20 protein-coding genes are annotated in these 18,110 nt (G+C 41.1%); 3 read left to right on the top strand and 17 right to left on the bottom strand.

Features of this window, described 5'->3' with window-relative positions:
* Positions 1-245 precede the first annotated feature (245 nt).
* The 8 genes from HMPREF3144_RS09000 to HMPREF3144_RS08960 all read right to left on the bottom strand — a co-directional run bounded on the left by HMPREF3144_RS09000 (position 246) and on the right by HMPREF3144_RS08960 (position 5,394).
* Complete coding sequence (locus tag HMPREF3144_RS09000) at positions 246-893, bottom strand: Fic/DOC family protein (RefSeq protein ID WP_070477521.1); 648 nt, start codon at positions 891-893, stop codon at positions 246-248.
* 1 nt (position 894) lies between these two features.
* Positions 895-1,077 (bottom strand): antitoxin VbhA family protein, encoded by a 183-nt coding sequence (locus tag HMPREF3144_RS08995; protein WP_048767022.1) that lies wholly within the window; start codon positions 1,075-1,077, stop codon positions 895-897.
* 152 nt (positions 1,078-1,229) lie between these two features.
* The gene (locus HMPREF3144_RS08990; RefSeq protein WP_018025966.1) at positions 1,230-1,598 is read right to left on the bottom strand and encodes a HepT-like ribonuclease domain-containing protein; all 369 of its coding nucleotides are present in this window, start codon (positions 1,596-1,598) and stop codon (positions 1,230-1,232) included.
* On the bottom strand, positions 1,595-1,888 hold the full coding sequence (locus HMPREF3144_RS08985) for a nucleotidyltransferase family protein (RefSeq protein ID WP_018025967.1): 294 nt from the start codon (positions 1,886-1,888) through the stop codon (positions 1,595-1,597). The genes HMPREF3144_RS08990 and HMPREF3144_RS08985 overlap by 4 nt, the downstream gene beginning before the upstream one ends.
* Before the next feature lie 664 nt (positions 1,889-2,552).
* A complete protein-coding gene (locus tag HMPREF3144_RS08980) occupies positions 2,553-2,831 on the bottom strand; it encodes a helix-turn-helix domain-containing protein (RefSeq protein ID WP_018025968.1) in 279 nt (92 codons plus the stop codon).
* 270 nt (positions 2,832-3,101) lie between these two features.
* Positions 3,102-3,473, bottom strand: coding sequence for a hypothetical protein (locus tag HMPREF3144_RS08975; protein WP_018025969.1), 372 nt, complete (start codon positions 3,471-3,473; stop codon positions 3,102-3,104).
* A 2-nt stretch (positions 3,474-3,475) separates the two neighbouring features.
* On the bottom strand, positions 3,476-4,021 hold the full coding sequence (locus HMPREF3144_RS08970) for a Panacea domain-containing protein (RefSeq protein ID WP_018025970.1): 546 nt from the start codon (positions 4,019-4,021) through the stop codon (positions 3,476-3,478).
* A gap of 1,145 nt (positions 4,022-5,166) precedes the next feature.
* Complete coding sequence (locus tag HMPREF3144_RS08960) at positions 5,167-5,394, bottom strand: hypothetical protein (RefSeq protein ID WP_048768111.1); 228 nt, start codon at positions 5,392-5,394, stop codon at positions 5,167-5,169.
* A gap of 170 nt (positions 5,395-5,564) precedes the next feature.
* Between HMPREF3144_RS08960 and HMPREF3144_RS08955 the strand changes: the two genes are divergently transcribed.
* The 3 genes from HMPREF3144_RS08955 (at position 5,565) to HMPREF3144_RS08945 (ending at position 9,266) form a co-directional block, all read left to right on the top strand.
* Positions 5,565-5,855: a hypothetical protein gene (locus tag HMPREF3144_RS08955; protein WP_070477519.1), complete on the top strand. Its 291-nt coding sequence runs from the start codon at positions 5,565-5,567 to the stop codon at positions 5,853-5,855.
* A complete protein-coding gene (locus HMPREF3144_RS08950) occupies positions 5,839-6,681 on the top strand; it encodes an intermediate filament family protein (RefSeq protein WP_141742766.1) in 843 nt (280 codons plus the stop codon). The genes HMPREF3144_RS08955 and HMPREF3144_RS08950 overlap by 17 nt, the downstream gene beginning before the upstream one ends.
* A 371-nt stretch (positions 6,682-7,052) precedes the next feature.
* Positions 7,053-9,266 carry a TonB-dependent receptor family protein gene (locus HMPREF3144_RS08945; RefSeq protein ID WP_048768114.1) on the top strand — a complete coding sequence of 738 codons (2,214 nt, stop codon included), beginning with the start codon at positions 7,053-7,055 and terminating at the stop codon, positions 9,264-9,266.
* Positions 9,267-9,327: 61 nt separating this feature from the next.
* On the opposite strand, the gene HMPREF3144_RS08940 is transcribed toward HMPREF3144_RS08945, so the two are convergent.
* The 9 genes from HMPREF3144_RS08940 to HMPREF3144_RS11495 form a co-directional block, all read right to left on the bottom strand.
* The gene (locus HMPREF3144_RS08940) at positions 9,328-10,521 is read right to left on the bottom strand and encodes an NnrS family protein (RefSeq protein ID WP_018025976.1); all 1,194 of its coding nucleotides are present in this window, start codon (positions 10,519-10,521) and stop codon (positions 9,328-9,330) included.
* Positions 10,514-11,218, bottom strand: coding sequence for an ABC transporter ATP-binding protein (locus HMPREF3144_RS08935; RefSeq protein WP_018025977.1), 705 nt, complete (start codon positions 11,216-11,218; stop codon positions 10,514-10,516). The genes HMPREF3144_RS08940 and HMPREF3144_RS08935 overlap by 8 nt, the downstream gene beginning before the upstream one ends.
* A complete protein-coding gene (locus HMPREF3144_RS08930) occupies positions 11,211-12,017 on the bottom strand; it encodes an ABC transporter permease (RefSeq protein WP_018025978.1) in 807 nt (268 codons plus the stop codon). The genes HMPREF3144_RS08935 and HMPREF3144_RS08930 overlap by 8 nt, the downstream gene beginning before the upstream one ends.
* A gap of 2 nt (positions 12,018-12,019) precedes the next feature.
* Positions 12,020-13,000, bottom strand: coding sequence for an ABC transporter substrate-binding protein (locus HMPREF3144_RS08925; RefSeq protein ID WP_018025979.1), 981 nt, complete (start codon positions 12,998-13,000; stop codon positions 12,020-12,022).
* A gap of 159 nt (positions 13,001-13,159) precedes the next feature.
* A complete protein-coding gene (locus tag HMPREF3144_RS08920) occupies positions 13,160-14,404 on the bottom strand; it encodes a YncE family protein (RefSeq protein WP_070477515.1) in 1,245 nt (414 codons plus the stop codon).
* A gap of 70 nt (positions 14,405-14,474) precedes the next feature.
* Positions 14,475-14,960 (bottom strand): copper chaperone PCu(A)C, encoded by a 486-nt coding sequence (locus tag HMPREF3144_RS08915; RefSeq protein ID WP_036560390.1) that lies wholly within the window; start codon positions 14,958-14,960, stop codon positions 14,475-14,477.
* Between the two features lie 10 nt (positions 14,961-14,970).
* Complete coding sequence (locus HMPREF3144_RS08910) at positions 14,971-16,059, bottom strand: SCO family protein (RefSeq protein ID WP_070477513.1); 1,089 nt, start codon at positions 16,057-16,059, stop codon at positions 14,971-14,973.
* Positions 16,060-16,155: 96 nt separating this feature from the next.
* On the bottom strand, positions 16,156-17,331 hold the full coding sequence (nirK, locus tag HMPREF3144_RS08905) for a copper-containing nitrite reductase (protein WP_048768124.1): 1,176 nt from the start codon (positions 17,329-17,331) through the stop codon (positions 16,156-16,158).
* 375 nt (positions 17,332-17,706) lie between these two features.
* The coding region (locus HMPREF3144_RS11495) for a transposase (protein WP_210394306.1) at positions 17,707-18,110 on the bottom strand (404 nt) is incomplete at its 5' end.

The following is an 18,110-nucleotide window of genomic DNA, read 5'->3' as shown; positions in this document are numbered from 1 at the left end:
AGGAACAGACTGTCTATTAAATTGGCTAGGATCAATATTCCGAATGATTAGAAAGTGTATTTAAATCATCATTACGAATAACTCTGGGGAAGCTCCCCCAAGACGCTCTTTCTCCTCGACCGATTTCATTTTCAATCATAAGTACCTTTATATATTGCACAGTAGTTTGCTTTAATCAATACTCTTATTTTATATAAGAGTATTTACCAAAGCAGACTGGAACACATATAGCGTCCAGTCCGTGATTACCTTTCAAAATCATCGTCTTGTTCGATTTCTTTTACAGAAGTTTGGGTCTTATCTAAAAGATAGATGTTTTCCTCAAATAAGGTTTTTAATAATTTATTATCACCATTAAAAGAGTTAATAGAGGCTTGAATATATTCCTCTTTGCTCATTGAGTCCCAGTCAATTTGGTAACCAGTTTGGTTTGAAAGTTGGTCAATAAAAGATCTCATGGCTCTACCGTTTCCTTCACGGAAGGGGTGAGCGGCATTAATTTCTGCAAAATAATAAGCAGCTCTTTCTGAAAAAGCTTCTTTACTTAATCCTTTTAATTGGTTTTCTTTATTAATACCTTTTAGTATAGGCTCAAGGAAATTTCGTATTTTATCAGGGTAAGCAAATACTGAACCATTCTTAGAAATCACAGTAGTTCTCAATTCACCAGCCCAATCATACACTTTACCAAAAAGGGCTTTATGAATCTTACATAGATGCTCAATATCATATTCGCCCTGAATAGGGTTAAATCGTAAATTCATATTTCCAATTAAATATTCAGCATTTTCTATTTCTGCTAGTTTATTTGGATCGCGAATATCAAATTTGTTTTTAAGAACCTCTGTTCCGGGATAAAAATATGGATGAACACCAGAAGAATACCTATTCATCTTAGTCAAAGCTCTTAACTAGATTGCTTGCCTCATCAAAAGATATTTTGTTTTCAACTAAAAGATTCAAAACCTCAATAGTTCTTTCTGTGGGCTTTTCACCTTCTAATGCCAAAGAACCAATAGATAACCTTAATGCTTCTTTGCGCTGTTCAATTGATAGTTCAATAGAAGATTTATCCATTACAATGCTCCATCATTTATATTTGCTTTAATCTATACTCTTATTTTATCAGAAAGAGTACTTACCAAAGCAGACTGGATCACATATAGCGTCCAGTGGTAACCACCCCATAAAAAAACCGCCTAGTTGGCGGTTTAAATTTTTTATTTTGTCTATCTATCTATGTCTTTCTCAATGTCAATTAGCATTGGTATTTGTTCAATAATTTTAGGAATTGATTGTTGGATCGTTTCCCAAACGATTTCCATATTCATTTCAAAATAACCATGTGCTATTCGATTTCTCATCCCTCTCATGGCTGTCCATCTTAAATGTTCAGTATTTTGAGTGAATTCAGGGTGTAAACTCAAAAGCTTGTTGGCATTTTCTCCAATAATCAAAAGATTTAGGATCACAGCTTGTGAGGTCTTTGTGTCTTTTATAAACTCATCTAAATCTAGATCTTTCGTATAAGAGTCAATGTAGTTAGCTGCTTGAAGAATTTCTTCTAAATACACATTAAGATCTTTTTGTTTTCTCATAAAGGGATGGCCTCTTTTAATACAACTTCCACAAAGTGCTTAGAAATGTCCTTTGATGTTAAAAGATCGACTTTAACGCCTAAAAGTGTTTGCAGCTCATCCTGAAAACCACCAAGATCTAAAAGTGTAGTGCCTTTGTGAGCGTCAATTAAAAAATCAATATCACTATCTTCATTATCAGTTCCTTTGGCAACCGAACCAAAGACTCTAAGATTATCAAGAGTTTTGTATTTATCTAATATTGAATAGATTTCATGGCGCTTTAGCTGGATAAGTTCAGATGGTCTCATAATTGCCTCCATGCTTTAATCAATACTCTTATTTTATCAAAGATAGTAAAGAGTACTTACCAAAGCAGACTGGATCACTTATAGTGTCCAGTCTCTTTTCTGCCGCCTGTTCCAGCCTGTCATCTTGATTACTGACGTTTCGCTAGTCGTTCCCTCGTTATCCTGTATTCTATCTATATAGAGCAGGGAGGCCTAGCCATTTCGTCACGTGATTATCCTTTGATACTGTCTCTGCGACAATACCATTGTCCACCATCACACAAGAGTATTTCGGTGGGGTGGTTGCGTAGCCACCACGTCGGAGCGGACTCTTAATTCTTTGGTCGCCGGTTCAAGTCCGGCTGGGGGGCCAGTCACCTATATTTGATGATATGTGATCAAATTTAATTAAACCTAATTTTCTTCCTAAGCCTTTGCTTTGTAAGGGTTTAATGTCAAATAGTATATTCAATATAATTGTTCTAAATACACTTACAGCGAGCTATTTTTGTAGGTATTTTTAGCTATCAATACCTACTTCAACGCTGTATTCATGCTTAACTTTTCCCCAAAAAATCAAATTAAGACCCGAGCAGGTTTTTACTGGGTTAATACAGTTAATTGCAAGGGGGCTTTTGGAGTGCTTCAAAGCGAAAAATTTTTGATAAGCCTATGTCTTGGGACTTTAGCAGTCCAATTGCTCAGGGTTAATATTAAGCGCTTTTGCTATTTTCGCTCTGGCTGACAACGTAGGGGTTGTGGAGTTCTCAAGCTGGGAGTAAGCAGACTGAGAGATGCCTATATTTTCAGCCGCTTGAGCTTGAGTAACACCTAAGTATTCTCGCCAGGCTTTTGCCGGTGAGTAGCCCTTATCAAATATGAGGTCGACAACTTGACTAGGTACACCATGCTCAAGATTTATTTTGGGCTGCTGTATAAGCTTGGGCTGCTGTATAAGCTGCAAGTAGTCTTCATAAGGAAGGACGACATACTCAGGCTCTCCTTGCTTATTACGGATAATTTGTTAGTTAATATGTGCGTTCATCGCGTTTTCACCTCTTCAATAGACACGATACTGATAACGGTATCGTAGTTAATGTTATCTATGCCGGCACTCATCAATTTGGTGGTACTATTTGGTCAAAGAAGCGTAAAAAAGAAATGATCGGACAGCTAGTGTGACATAGGGGACATCATGGAGGTATTTTCAATACAGATATGCTTAAAAATAATTTCAGATTAGATATTCTTTTTTTGGTAGTTTCAATGGTGTGTGTGCAGTCATATCAACAATTTTAATGAAGCCATCACCCTTGATATAATGGAGAACATATTCTGATGTAAGGTAGCCGTGTTTGCCGCTCTTATATTCAGGAATGCCGATATGATAATGCCATAGGTTGTAGTTCTGAGCATACTGAACCTTACACGACCAGTTGGGGTCATCCTTAGGTACAGCATCAGGCATTTTATTTCTTCCCGGAAGTCCAGAAAATCCGTAATTAGCTACATGCCTAGCAAAGTCTCCGATTTTTTGGATGTCTTTTTCTGGGAAATTTTGCATTTCCTTTAAGAAAATCTCACCGAAGTAGACAGCGATCGACATCTTTAAATGCTCTTAACCCAATCAATAAAGGACTCTTGATCAATATCACTGGGCATTTTTACAAAATTACCTTCGACTCTAGTTCTCATCCTTTCAATATCAAAATTGAAGCTGTGTTGTGAAACTTTATTGAAGAAAAATTCTTTGATGTAATCATTGTCCATAATGCCACCTTTAGGTGTATTCAAAAAAGGGGCCTCTTCATGGGTCATATCACGTAGTTTCCACGCTTCATATTGGCCGTATTCACGCCTGACGAGATGAAGAATGCATAATTCATCGTCATTATATTTGTTGATTTCTAAATGAGAAGGGGGTAATGGGCTACGACCATGAGCTTTGTATTGATGATAAATTGATTCTACTACTGGACCGTGATTCCAACATGATATCTCTTCATCAAAAAGCTTGCAGTCAAGCAAGGCTAGTGTATACCCTTGTCCGTAATATAATAGTTTTTGTAATTTGAGGTTGGTGACTACTGATTCCCCATCTTCTTCATCAATAGGGGAAAGGAAGAAATCAGCCACATCTTTAGCGTTTAGCATGACATTTCCTTTGTTAAACCGTGTAGCATTCGCCAGATATTTTTCAATTGTAATACTAAATCAAATGACTGGACAACTCGCTTGATAAATACCACAATGGGGGGTGTTTCTAATGGTTGTATCACTTTTCTAAACTCCTCAGAGTTTACGATGTTCAGAAATGCACTTCTTCAGTTAAAGAAAAAAACATTGACAGGCACAAGTACTCAAGTTTATGGTGTGGCTGTCGTCACAGGATACTCAAAAAGTGATGTGTTCGATATAGTTTTTATTTTGATTCATGCAGAGGTATCACTAATATTTCTATTGCTGATTTATTGTTTTGTGAAAATATTTTTTGGTGGATATCTGCATAAAGAGTGACTTCTGGTAACCATTCTCTAAATTCTTAAATCATGAGATCGTTGATGACTCCCATTAAGGATGCTGGCGTAATGCTAGATGCCCACCATGTTTTTTTTGGCTTTGTTGAGCGGTGATGAAGTTGTTGAATTGAAAACACGCAGCCTAGCCCAATCATAAAAATCAGATACTACAGAGCTCTTAGAGAAAATAAAGGTTTAAGTCCCACAGTTCACTGTCCAAAGCTTTCCTGACGAGACTTTTTTGGACTAAGGATAAAACCCAAGCACCGTATTCTCCTCTCCCTCAATGATATAAGCTTTTTTAAAATAGCCAGGTAAATGCTAGCTCTTGCCAAAAACAAGGTCATTTTCTTCTTTGTACCCTAAAGACAGGAGATATTTCTCAAACTCCATGACGTCTTTCCTGCCAAGATATGCGATTTCAATATTTTCTGAACTTGGACTCTGAGGATAATAAGAAATCATTGCGTGGGCAGTTAACCCTGGTGCATTTTTAATTATGTCTGGGGTGAACAACTCATGAGGGATTCGATCCAATCGCGTGTAATGTTGGGAGTTAAATGAAAATACGTATGGGCCATACAAAATCGTCCACCGAGTGGCAATCACAATACAACAAAACAATACGACCCACTTAAACCATTTAAGGATTTTGTTTAATGCAATCAGACTCTTATCTTAATTCATTTGGAAAATCCCTCACACTAAACGCATGTTATGCTATAGCAATATCTTACACCCTCATAGAAAAGTTAACCGTCAATGACTGGTTTGAGAGGGCTACCAATCTCGGTGCTTGCGTCTAGCTTTGTTATATTTTTTATTGTTTTTTTCAATCTGCTTCAGGGCCTTTTTTCTAGCTTTTTCACGTTCTTTGTGGTGTTTCTTATCATATTTTTTTGAATGGACTGGATGATCGTGACGCTCCCAATGACCATAACCTCTGTTATGCACACAAGCACTTAATAGTAAAACAGAAAGACTGGCAATCAGAATGATCGCTCTCATGATTCGCCTCCATGCGTGTTAGATCCTAGGGTAATCATAGTGATTATAGATATTAACGTCTGTTAACTTTGTAAGCAAAGCTTATGTTTGTAGTCTTGATTTTTAGTCCTTGAGCTATGATAACGATTGGTTTTTTTAATTTAACTTTCAACTAACAAAAGAGTTCGATAATGCTCACTTGGCAACAATGGAAAGAAATTAATCGCGATAAGATCCAACATATTGTCGGTTATGAAGAGCGTTTTGTTGACGAAATTTTAAGTCACATCCCAGAAATTACCCCCGCTGATGTATTTGCCCAATACCATTTTAAAGATAATCAAGAAGGTAATCGTTATATCGACTTTATGATTAAAAACGATGCCAAGGGGTATCGACTGCCGATAGAGCTTGATGGTTATGACAAAATCAATAATAAGGGTTACGCTAGATTCAATGATTTTCTTGAGCGCCAAAAATGACTTAATTCAGCTTTTTGGCATGGTGCTACGTTATACCAATAAAAAGGCATTTGCAGAACAAGAAAAAGTAATTTCTGAGATCCGACGAGCCCTAACTGCTCAGGCAGAACATCTAATTACTGAGCAGTCTAAGCAGGAACAGGTGAGTTTGTTAATTGCAGAGTATGAGGAAAAGCTCGCTGCGTTTGAAAATGAGCTACAAGAACGCACGCTGACTAAAACCACGCTTCCTGAAAATAAACTAATTGAAGCTAAAGAAGAGTTGGCACGTTTCAAATCTGAGCACAACCAGGAATTAAAGCGCTTGCAGACTGAAATTAGCAGTATGAAAGAGACTCAGCTGCAACAATTAGATTCAGTTAAAAAGGAAGTGAAAAAGCAGTTTAAACTGTTAGTTGGTGCTGTAGTAGTGGCCTCACTGGCTGTGGTGCTGTTGGTGTTTTTTAATAGTCGAGATGGTATTGGCGCATCCTCTGCTCCAGCTGAAAGGCTGAAGCAAAGCACATTAGCAAGCGATGCACCGACAGTATCATCAACACCAAAGCAAGGTCCGTTGAAAGCAAGTCAAGCGCGTTTTCATGTGGGTGAGAATCAGACTGTTTGTGGCAAGATTGTGCATATACACGAGTTTGCTCAAGGGCTTTATTTGAATCTGGATAAAGCATATCCTCATGCCCCTTTAACCATTGTGGTTTGGGATAAAAATCCATCGCTACTGCAAAAGGCACGTTCATTTGCGGGTAAGACCATCTGTGTCTGGGGTGAGATTCGCCAGTTTAATGGTCAAATACAAATTAATTTGAATTCGGAGAAACAGCTTCAGTAATTGACTAATTAACAGAAGATATGAAGCATCTAGCAACATCTCGTGCGTTCAAGATTATATTTCCCTTAGGTAAATAATTTAATTTTTACAGTAGTTCTTGCTACATCGACTCATTAGGTCCTTCCATTCTAAATCAATTATGTTTGCTCATGATTAACTACCACGTTGGTGGTTTTTTCATTTGTAGACTTGCCAGTTTCGCGTAGCAATACCCGTCTAGCGATGAAATCTACTGTTGGCTGAAAAAAGCTTTATCCAAACTCGTTTATAAATGTAATTAATTATTGCAAATAATAATGATTCTTGATATCATTTCAATAAAATACATGTATTTTATATATTCTTTTGTTGTTAATTTGAGAGGAAGGGTAATGGGTTTGCAGCGTTATTCTCAAACGAGTCCTAATTATGTTGTTAAGTCTATTTGTAGCTCAGTTTATTCAGCTCTATGGATGATGAGTTTGGGTGCAGCGAGTGCTGTTTGTTTTGCGCAGTCGGCGACATCACAGGAAAATATTGCTTCAAATGAACCGGTCGCATTGCCATCGCTAGATTTGGAGATTCAATCAATACGCGGCTTGTCGGTACCTATAACGCCTGCTACGATGGAGCAAAGTTATGGCTCGACCAAAGGAGGGGCCAATGTGATCACACCTAGTAGTACAGGTAGTCAAGCAACACTTAGAGAGGTTATGGGCACTCAACCAGGCATAACCATGTTGGATTTCTTTGGCGGTAATGATCACCCGGTTATTTCTATCCGTGGTTCGGGAATACAAAGTCAACCGTTGGCACGAGGAATCACCGTGTTGGTAGATGGTTTGCCGTTAAACGATGCGGATGGCTCCTTTCACACGGGTTTACTGGAGCCTCGCAATAGCAGCAAGATTGGTGTGCGTCGTGGAGCGAATGCCTTAAATCCTTTTGCGCAAAACTTAGGTGGTGAGATAGATTTTTTAAGTCATACAGGGGCCACTGAGAGGGGTAGCTTAAATACTCAATATGGTAGTCATAACACGGTAGCTAATCGTTTGGCGATTGGTCGTGCTTTTGATAGATGGGATTTTCATGTGGCTTATTCTGATCAGCGTACTGATGGCTTCCGTGAACACAGTAAACAGCGTCGTCAGGCCTTTAGAGCTAATCTCGGTGTTTATGATAGTGGTTGGGAAAACCGTACTTGGCTTGCATATACTAATCAGCATTTCGAAATCCCAGGACCGATTAGTCGCAATATGGTGTTTGATGATGACCAATATGACAAGACCACCGATAATTTACCTTTAAGACCATTACAGACGAACCCTAGACGTCATACTGAGGGTTTGCGTTTATCAAATTTGACTACTTTACAACTAGATCGTTGGACTCATAGCATTGGTGTATATCTTCAAAGAACGGATGACTACTTTAGGACACCGGCTCAAGTCTGGGAAATGGATAGTAACACGCTTGGCTTGCAGTACATGGTTGATGCGCAATTTAAGCAGCTTTCACTTGGTGGTGGCCTAAGCTATGCTCATACCAGTGGTGATTTTTCCGTGTATGGCAATGTGAATCAGCCCTTACCGCCGCTTCGACTGATGCATCCTCAGGATTATGATATCAAGGCTAATTATTTTTCTGCTCAGTTGCGTGGCGCTTGGGAGTTTGTACCTCATTGGAAGCTGAGTACTCAGCTACAATTTGTGCACACGGGACGTGATGTGAATGGTATGCGTAGTGGGTTAAATGGCATGCAGTCACATAATGATAGTTGGAGCTGGGTCTCGCCTAAAATTGCCTTATCATGGGAGCCTAATGACGCAACGTTAGTCTTTGCTAATGTTAGTGCAAGTCGTGAGGCACCGACATTGAGAGACATGGTGCAGTTCGCTGGTCCTGCTGGTGCGCCAGTTTTAGGTCCTAATGGTCGGCCTATGTTTAGACGTGGTTTGACTTATGTGCGTGAGCTTGAACCACAGCGTAACCTAAGTTATGAGATTGGTACACGAGGTTTATTTAGTCAGCAATATGGGTGGGATATTACGCTTTATCATGCTGATATTGAGAAAGAGCTAATTGCTTATTCGCCCGATGGTGCTAATACCTTTACCTATAACTATGAGGGTGATACCCGCCACCGTGGTGTGGAATTAGGTTTAAGTGCCAAGTGGGATTTAGGGACATCAGGTAATTTGGCAGGGCGAGTCGCTTATACTTACAATAATTTCGAGTTTCGAGATGGAATGTACTCTGGTAATGATATTGGTGGCTTACCTCGTCATTACTTGAGTGCTAATTTGGATTATCGTTATCGTGAGTTTGAAGTAGGTGTCAATGTTCGTGGTTCCTTGGGCTCGACCTATGCGGATCATGCTAATACTCAGAAAATGGGTAGTTATGCAATCTTAGGTGCTCACTTTAGTTACGATTTTGCCAAAGACTCTAATTTTTATGTGCAAGTGGATAATATCACTGATAGGCGTTATATCTCGTGGACTTTGACGCCGGCCATGGCATCAGCCCAAAACGCTAATAATCAAGCAATGTATTTCCCGGGTAATGGTCGTACCGTCACCGCAGGTTTGAATTTTAGATTCTAAGAAATTAATTATCCTAACGCTCACCCCTTATCGTTGATTGGGGGTGAGTTTTTATTAGGACTTAATTGCGAGGACTTGGTTGAGTCGCTTCAGTTTGTATAAAAATTCGTAGAAATACTGGGATATACATGATAAAGGCGATGATGATCAAGGCACTAGGAATGGCTAAGCTAAAAAGGGCATAGTCCCAACCAAAGCTTAGGCTCATTGAACGCAATAGAGCGGCCGCTAAAATCGCTGCTAAGCCCCATTGACTAGTCCAGGGAAATGGTAGTCCGCGACCGCTATGAATCAGTCCAGCAATGTTAAATACCTGCAGCGCCATAAAAATAAAGCCTCCGATGAGTATTAAATGCAGTGCTTGCTTTGGATTGCCCCAAGATAGGATGCCGCTTAGTCCCATCCAGCTATAACCAAGGCCAATACAGAGTAGCGTCAAATAATGCCAACGGACAAAGGAGGCATGCCATAGAATGCAGTGATGCCAATCACGAAGACGAGCAATCATGGAAAGACCAGACGCCAATGCTAACCAACTAGAAAAAACAGGGTCATTAAAGAAGAGTAAACTGAATACGTATAAGTACATGCAAATAATATTCAGGTTTCTATAGTAGGGATTTTGTATGTAACTTAGTTTATCTGCCTTAGGACCAGCTTGTTTTAAAGAGTGAGAGCCCATGGCCATGCCGATACGAAAAATGATCAGGGAGACCCCAATGATATAAGCGTGAGCTAGCGCAATAATAAAAGTCCATTGACCGCTAAGTCCATAAGCAGTAGTTAAGGCAGTAATCAGCGATAACATCAAACAGACACTAATTTGTCGCCTATTGCGATCCTGAAAGGTGGCATAGATAGTAAAAGCGGTGAGTATGAACCAAAACAGGCTCATTATTTGTGCGCTGCGTTGCAAATCGACGAAACTTAATACGATGTTACTGAGCCAGAGCAACAGGGTGAAGGCAGATAAGCGACGTAATGAGTGGGTAAAATGAGTCCACTCGGGGACCGCAGTGAAAATAAATCCTGCAAAGGCGGCAGCACCAAAAATATTTAAATACCCGTATGCATGGTAGCTCAAGGGATTGATGTGAGTTGTTAAAGTAGGTCCGCCTAAAAAGGCACTTAGGCCGACGGTAAGCCATAAAGAAGCAATGAAAATGATGCTTAATGAGGCCAACAAAAAGTAGAGACGGAAAGGGTTACTAAAAAAATCATGAATGATTTCAGTTAGTGATTTTTTTCTAGTCATGGTAGGGCTGCCAAAAAGGTTGAGCTAGATAATGTTGCACGAAACGCTCATTGCGTTTTGATCTTGGCTGATCAAGTTCAATCATGGTCTGATTGCGCGCAGGCTTGTGGGGTAAAATATAGATTTTGTCAGCTAACTGTAGCGCCTCAAAACGGTCATGGGTGACCATCACGATACTCATACTATTGCTAATATATTCCTGAAGCCAAGTGTAGAGCTGTAGTTTTAACTCATAGTCCAATGCGCTAAACGGTTCATCTAAGAGTAGCAAATCAGGTTCGCAAAGTAGAGCCCTGACCAGAGCTGCTCTTTGTCGCATCCCACCCGAGAGTTCGTCGGGGTATTTATCGTAGTCTTCGGCATGCAGATGAAGTTTGGTCAATAAGCGTTGTGCTTCTTGATGGGTGGCGGCAGACTTAGGATTAGGGTGAGTTAATAAAATATTGTCCCAGAGACTGCGCCATGGCAATAGTCGGTGCTCTTGAAATAGATAGCGCAAACGAAGAAAAGTACTGTCGATTCGACCACGATCGGGGCTAATTAAACCTGCAATGAGTCTTAAAATAGTGGTTTTGCCACAGCCAGAAGGTCCATACAAACAAACAACCTCACCCGCATTTAGCTCGAGATTGAAGTCCTCGACAATGGATTCACCCATTAGATTTTTATGGAGTTGATGTAGTTGCAAACTAGCCACGACCTTGATCCCATGGTAAGAATATGATTTTTAAGGGCTCGACTAATAAGTACTCCACGAGATAAATAATGAGTAGCAAAATAACTATATAGGCCATCACGACTTCGGTTTCCAGCATTGTGCGAGCAAGACCAATTTGTGCACCTATACCATCAGGTGAGCCAAGTAACTCAGCCATAATGGCGATTTTAAGTCCCATCGCAAAGGCGATATTGAATGCGGGTAATAAATGTGTGAGCAAGTGCGGCCAGTAGAGGTGATATAGGCGTTTATCAAAGCGGACTTTATAGACACTCATTAGCTCTTCGAGATTGCGGTCAATTGACAGCATACCCTGCAAGGCAGAGGCGAACATTAATGGAGTGACAGCGATATAGGTGGTAAAGATGGTACTGCTATCACCCACGTTAAACCAGAAAATGGCTAATACTACCCAGATAATGGGTGGTATGCCCAAGAGCATACTGATAAGGGGGCGACAGAAAAGCGCCATGGTTTTGGAGACACCAGTCAGCAATCCTAAAACCACGCCAGAAGCAACAGCGGCACTAATAGCAATGCTCGCTCGAAAGAGTGTTTGAGGTATTTCTGCTAGCTCATAATGTTGCAGTAGTGAAATACTGCGTTCAAATACTGCGATGGGTCCTGGCAGCACAAGAGTGCCTAAGGTGACCGAACCCCAATGCCAAAAGGCACAGACAACAGCGATGACCGCCAGTGCGGTCCATACTCCCCAACAGTATGAGAGGAGTTGGACACGACGCGATTGACGGATGGGACGACCGACATATAAAAGCATAATTAGAGCTTCAGAATAAAATTCTCTTTAGGCATGCTGTTGCCGAGAATTTGCGGATTTAAGTTATAGAGAGTGTTGAAAAAAAGCATTAAATCTTCACGAATCTCTGCCGCCGCCGCAACGGTTAAATTAGCGTGAGGAATTGCAGCCTTAATCGCTGGCGATGGTATGTCTAGAAGTTTGTTACCGATTTTTGAGGCTTCCGCCGAGTTTGTCAGCGTCCATTGTAAAGATGATTGCAATTCAGTTTGAAGATGCTGTAAAAACTCCTGGTTTTGCTCATAAAATGCATGTGTAACTAGTAATCCTGCCTGGGGTAAACCTTGGGATTTTCCATCGTGGAGATTGCGCCATATTTCTCGTAGATTAAGAACACGTGCAGCTGACTTGCTTTTGCCTTTCATCATTGCGACTGAGGTTAAGGGCTCATTTAAAAGGGCAAATTCGGCACGATCATTGAGCCAATAAGTCAAGGCTTCTGCTGGGGTAGCTGTATAGTTGATTGCGATTTTTTTAAAATCTACGCCTTGTAACTTACAAAGCGCTTGTAGAACTAAATCAGGCATGTCATTGCGAAGCGGTACAGCAATAGAGCGACCCTCTAAGTCTTTAAGGCTGGATATGCTGTCTGCAGAACCAATGATATCAACCAGACCCCATGTCATGATGTTGACTAGTTTGACATCAAGTCCCCGGTTGCTTAGGTTGACGGCAACATAACTCGGCACGATACTTGCCTGAATGCTGCCGTTAGCTAAGCCAGCCCTTAGTACATCGGGAGTGCGCCATGTCTCTACATTAAATGTTTGTTGCATAGCTGATAGACCTTGTTGCTGTCGATGTCTTGCTACTCCAAGGAGTAGGGATGGCAAAGCACCTGGTCCATAGATGGTAATAGGTGAAGGTGTGTCAGCCCACGCAAAAGGAAATTGACTGCCAAACGCTGCAGCTCCGGCGAATTGAATAAATTGTCGTCGATTCATCAAAGGAATGCCTCCAGAGAATGTGTTGCTTATAAACATCTATATCATATGCATTTTATCATAAATAATAATGATAATGAGAATTATTAATAATTAATAGATGCTTTTGATTTGATATAAACAAATGAAGCACGGCTAACTTTCGGCACCATTATGGGTTTAGTAACAAATACTATTATTGCTGCCCATTCTTAGTAAGCCGCCCATCACTACACCATGAATACGGATAGGTGGAAGGGCCTCACGACTTCGAATGTCGTGACGATAAACCATGGGTAGCCCTTCATCCAGTGTGTAAAATAGTGTTTTACTGTCCCCAGTGACCCACATATCCACGACTTCCCAGGGTGATGGTACATAGGTGGAGTCTTCAGGGTCATCATAGGATTGAAAGACAATTCCTTTATCACCACCTAAAATCCAGGTGTTTTCAAGCCAGCCACTGCGGAAAATTTTTGGAGAAAAGTTGCGATGATGTTTTTCTTGTAAATAGTAATGCTCAGGTTCATCTCCTTTATCTAAATCAAACATCACCACATGTGCAGAGGAGTCTGAAAAAAGGATGCGACGCGAGTAAAAATCAATATAGGGTACAACCTGGGGTCTATAGGTGGAACCAGCGGTGTGCATGGGTCCCGTAGAGAGGATTTTGCCATCTTTAGGGAAATAGAGTAAGCCACGTGAGCCATCTTTGGCTGTTAGTGCTACCATAAAGTCTTCAGGACTAGCAATTCCGTCATCTAGGCCTGAGCCTGATGGGATGTGAGCCGATAAGTCGATGGTTTCCCATGGTTTATCGTGAGGATCCAGATAGGAATGACGATACATTACTGGTTTTTCTTCATCAAGAATCCAGTAACTTTGGCTATAAGAACTGAAGAGTAAGTTGTAGTAGGCATAAATATGCGTATTACGATGCTCAGAATCGAAGCGTTCTGGATAAATATGAAGTTCGCCTGTTTCGTAGTTCAGCATACCGACCTGATCTCGTAGAGCGATGGCTACTAGCTTGGATTGCGGTACGAAAAAGGCTTGATAAAGTGGTGAGGGTAGTTCTATGTCTTTGCGAGTCCTTGTTTCTAGTTCATATAGAACCAGACGAGAAACTTCATAGTCACCGACCACCATCATGGAGTCGTCGCGAGCCATTTCAAAGGTGCGGGGGCGTATGCCAAAGTTTAATAGTGCTAACCTCTCGCCGGTATTAACATCATAAACAGTGATGAAATAGGAACTGGAGTCGGCAATAAATAGATAGCGAGTGGGGTGATAAAGTGAATCGCCAACCCCTAGCTTGGTTAATTCAGAGGCGCCAGGTTTAAGTAGTTGGGCAGCAGCGGTTCCTGTTGCACCAAGACCGACTCCAAGACTAGCTAACCATTGAATAAATAATCGACGATTCATTGATTTTCTCCAGTAGACGCCATTAAAAAGCGCATGCATGCTTTATTGCCAAGCTAAATCAGCTTATATTCTAATGAGCAGCTTTTTTTACAGCGTGTTCCTTCATGACCTCATTCAGTGATTTGACTATGGCCTCGCAACTAACACTTTTTCCATTGCTAAGCTTAAACGTCATGGTATGAGTTTCACCAATTTGTGGGGTCTTGTCCTCTGGGATACTCATGATCATCACGTGGTCTCCGCCTTTACGGAAGAAGCGTTGACCCTCTGTGAGACTTTTGTCTTGTAATGGGCCCATCGTCATCACATTGTCGACCATGCTCATTTCGTGAAGCTCAACGTGATCGGTGATGCTAGGGAGGAGAGCCTCAAGAATCTCTACCGTCTCACCTTGATGTTCAAAGGTGGCAAATCCGCCAGTCATGGCGCGGCCAGGTAAAACTTCCTGAATAACACAATCACTCACGGTGGTCGTGCTTGTATCTGTTGCTGCTAAGGCTGCGGTGCCAAAAAAACCAATGGCGAATAAACTACTGGCTAATATGGAATATCTCATCTCTGTTCCTTTATAACTGTTGTTGCACGCATTGTGCGTAGTTGTCTAATGAAGCAGTATCAGTAATAATGCCGCTTTTTATACCCACAATGCTGTCATTAACAAATAAAGCATTGAAGGGTAAGCCCATACCCCCTAGTTGTCGCAATAAATTAAAGTTTTCGATTTGATATTTGGGTAGATGGCTAAAGCCCTGTTCTTCAAAGAAGCTGTTGATTTTCTCAATACTATCACCCACATTAATGGTAATAATATCTAATTCGTTTTGTAATGCAGCCCATTTCTCTAGTAGTGGGAGTTCTTGACGGCAGGGCGCACACCAGAGTGCCCATAAGTTAAGTAATTGCGTGTTAGCTTCTGGTTTTACATTTAAATTCAACTCACTGAGTCTACTGCTTTGTTCAGTGGCGGTAAAGCCTTCGGGTAAATCACAGGTACTAACGGCGCTGTTTGTGATAGCTATTGATGTTGTTGTGATATCTTTTGTGGCGGTGGATGTTGCTTTGCTAAGGTGTTGATCTAGCACTTTGACTAAGTCATCACCACCGATTTGGTAATCAAAAACATCCAGTATTTCACGTTCAGGTGTGATTAGATAAATCATAGCACTGTGATAAACGGTGTAGCCCATGCCGGGCTCAGGATTATCAATGCGTTGACCATTAAGGCGATAACCAAAGGTTGCCCCTAATTGTTTGGCAACATCTTCTATATCTTTCATTTCCCCGCTTAGTCCGACAATACGCTCATCAAAATATTGAGTGTAGGCATTAAGGCGGTTAATTTCATCATTGACAGGATCAATAGTCAAAAATAGGGGTTGCAACATATCAGCATGCTGGAGTCGCTTCATGGCGTAGCCATACTCGTATAAAGTGGTAGGGCATATATCAGGACAAGAGCTATAGCCTATGGAGAGTAATAAATACTTTCCAGGGTAGCTTTCATGGGTGACCGGACCATGTTGGTCAAATAAATTAAAGGTGAGGGTTTCTGCTTTGGCTATGATGTGAGAAAAGGAGAAAAAGGTCAAAACCGAAAGCAATAAAAGTTTTAGTAAACCTAAGGGGCTTCGCTTGTGTCGGTGTATAGACTTCATGGTTTTCTCCTTTTTAGAACTGCGCAATCTAAAACTAGATAGACTCGCTGACGGTTCCGTATTCGGAGGCAGCCAGCGAGCTATTGTAGAAGGGATTTACTTCTGTGCTGCGATATCATCCCACTTTTTGTGAGCACCTGCTTCAAAGAGGTGAGGGGCAGTGATTTGTTTCATATACTTGTTGTTCCACTCACCATCAACCTTGATTTCCAGAGCTGCGCCCAAGTTAACTGATTCAATCAAGTTGTGATTCAGGTAAACATAGACACCGGGTTGCTTGAAGGTGTACATAGCAGCACCTGCAGAACCGGCAGCAATAGACCAAGTCTCAAGACCAGTCACCGGCGTTTCGTGGAGATTACCCCTTTCCCAAACATATTCACCGTGACCACCAATTAAGTGTGGATAGGTGAAGCGGTTAGCCTGAGAGTGGATTAGCATAATCGTTTCACCCACGTTAGCAGTTAAGGCATTGTCGCCAGTGTAAGCGCCTTTGCGGTCACCAAAGGTGATATGCGAAGGGATTAAGCTATTCATGGCTAAACGGTCATCAGGGTAGGATTCACCAGCTGTTGCATAGCGCTTGTACTCACCGTTTTCATCTTTAGGAATATAGAAATCCTGTTCACCAATATAGAAAGCTTTGTCGTATTTTAGTTGGTTACCATCTTTATCACGTAAACCCTTTTCTGGAATGACCATGATTGCACCGTTCATACCGTGGGTAACGTGCCAAGGGATCATCGCACCACCAGGCGCACAGTGATAAATGTGTACCCCTGGCTTGTCAGCCTTAAATCGTAAAGTTACCTCTTGACCTGGCGCCACAAAGGTTAGATCACCGCCACCTAAAGCACCAGTTGCTGCGTGGAAGTCGATATTGTGAACTAATTCGTTTTTAGATAAGTTAATCAGTTTTAGCTCAACATAGTCGCCTTCATGTACCACAATCATAGGACCTGGTACCGAGCCATGGAAAGTAAAGGCCCACATGAAGACACCAGGCTCAACCTCAATTTCTCGTTCATCAATGTACATTTCAATCTCGACAATGCGCGGGCTGTCGGGACGCTCTAAACTATGCTCAGGTAGGAAAGGAGGTTTGACAAGCTCTTGGGTGACACGTGGTAGCTTGTCAACTTCCGGAGCATCAATTACTTCATAGCCTGGCAAGCCACCTTTGTTAACGGGTGCTGAGGCGTCTTGTGCCATGACCCAAGGGCTAAAGCTCATGGCGCTGGCTAATGCGATTAATAAAAGTTTTTTCTTCATATTCCTATCCTTAAAAAGATAAGTTGTAGGGGGAGTACTACTGCCATTCTTCAACTCATATTGAGATGCATTAAAAAACTGACTTGTTATTTAAAGTAGTTTTAAAAATATGCAGCCTGTTAATATATATTTAATATGTATCTTTATGTTAATAATTCTACGGTATAAGCCTGCTGTAAGCAATGTGTAATTATTTAAAAAATTGATCTAGATCAAGTTATTTGCTGTTGTTTTATGGAAATTTTTTGTGTCAAATAAATTCATACCCTATGGTGCTATGTTATGTTTCACAAAAAAGCCCGAAGAGGGTTAACAATAGCGATATGAAAGTCGATTTCAAACTTATTGGGCTTGAGTAAAGTTCAGTTTTTTAACTCAGGATGCACGAAAACCATCTCTTAAATTGGCACCAAGAGCGATATAGATGGACTTGTTGACGATGCGCTGATTCTCTCTAAGCTTCAGCACAATGCAATCCAGGTAGACGATAGGGTAGATGGCGCCCAGCGGGCGATTCTGCCATTCGGTTAACTCATCAATCACCTTATCCGTGATATGGCGGATTAGGGTGGCGGAGACGTCCACATCGTAGCATTCCTGCCGGGTATTGGCAATCTCACGGGTCGTCATGTCCTTAGCGTACAAGGCGATGATTTGTTCATCCAACACGCCGGTACTTGTCTGGTTCTTCTTGACGATTTGTGGATCAAAGGTGCCGTTATGGTATCTAGGAATATCCAGCTCAACCTTGGATTGATTGGTCTTAAGCGTCTTCTTGC

The organism is Oligella sp. HMSC05A10 (assembly GCF_001808335.1).
Classification (GTDB): Bacteria; Pseudomonadota; Gammaproteobacteria; order Burkholderiales; family Burkholderiaceae_B; genus Oligella; species Oligella urethralis.
Note: the sequence above shows the minus strand (reverse complement) of the source record. Positions and strands in the feature narration are given on the sequence as shown.

Coding starts and splice junctions, on each gene's coding strand:
- HMPREF3144_RS08945 (WP_048768114.1), top strand. CDS start 7,053: ATGGGTTTGCAGCGTTATTCTCAAACGAGTCCTAATTATGTTGTTAAG.
- HMPREF3144_RS08955 (WP_070477519.1), top strand. CDS start 5,565: ATGCTCACTTGGCAACAATGGAAAGAAATTAATCGCGATAAGATCCAA.
- HMPREF3144_RS08970 (WP_018025970.1), bottom strand. CDS start 4,021: ATGCTAAACGCTAAAGATGTGGCTGATTTCTTCCTTTCCCCTATTGAT.
- HMPREF3144_RS08930 (WP_018025978.1), bottom strand. CDS start 12,017: ATGCTTTTATATGTCGGTCGTCCCATCCGTCAATCGCGTCGTGTCCAA.
- HMPREF3144_RS08920 (WP_070477515.1), bottom strand. CDS start 14,404: ATGAATCGTCGATTATTTATTCAATGGTTAGCTAGTCTTGGAGTCGGT.
- HMPREF3144_RS08995 (WP_048767022.1), bottom strand. CDS start 1,077: ATGGATAAATCTTCTATTGAACTATCAATTGAACAGCGCAAAGAAGCA.
- HMPREF3144_RS08990 (WP_018025966.1), bottom strand. CDS start 1,598: ATGAGAAAACAAAAAGATCTTAATGTGTATTTAGAAGAAATTCTTCAA.
- HMPREF3144_RS08910 (WP_070477513.1), bottom strand. CDS start 16,059: ATGAAGTCTATACACCGACACAAGCGAAGCCCCTTAGGTTTACTAAAA.
- HMPREF3144_RS08975 (WP_018025969.1), bottom strand. CDS start 3,473: ATGTCGATCGCTGTCTACTTCGGTGAGATTTTCTTAAAGGAAATGCAA.
- HMPREF3144_RS09000 (WP_070477521.1), bottom strand. CDS start 893: ATGAATAGGTATTCTTCTGGTGTTCATCCATATTTTTATCCCGGAACA.
- HMPREF3144_RS08985 (WP_018025967.1), bottom strand. CDS start 1,888: ATGAGACCATCTGAACTTATCCAGCTAAAGCGCCATGAAATCTATTCA.
- HMPREF3144_RS08940 (WP_018025976.1), bottom strand. CDS start 10,521: ATGACTAGAAAAAAATCACTAACTGAAATCATTCATGATTTTTTTAGT.
- HMPREF3144_RS08960 (WP_048768111.1), bottom strand. CDS start 5,394: ATGAGAGCGATCATTCTGATTGCCAGTCTTTCTGTTTTACTATTAAGT.
- HMPREF3144_RS08915 (WP_036560390.1), bottom strand. CDS start 14,960: ATGAGATATTCCATATTAGCCAGTAGTTTATTCGCCATTGGTTTTTTT.
- nirK (WP_048768124.1), bottom strand. CDS start 17,331: ATGAAGAAAAAACTTTTATTAATCGCATTAGCCAGCGCCATGAGCTTT.
- HMPREF3144_RS08925 (WP_018025979.1), bottom strand. CDS start 13,000: ATGAATCGACGACAATTTATTCAATTCGCCGGAGCTGCAGCGTTTGGC.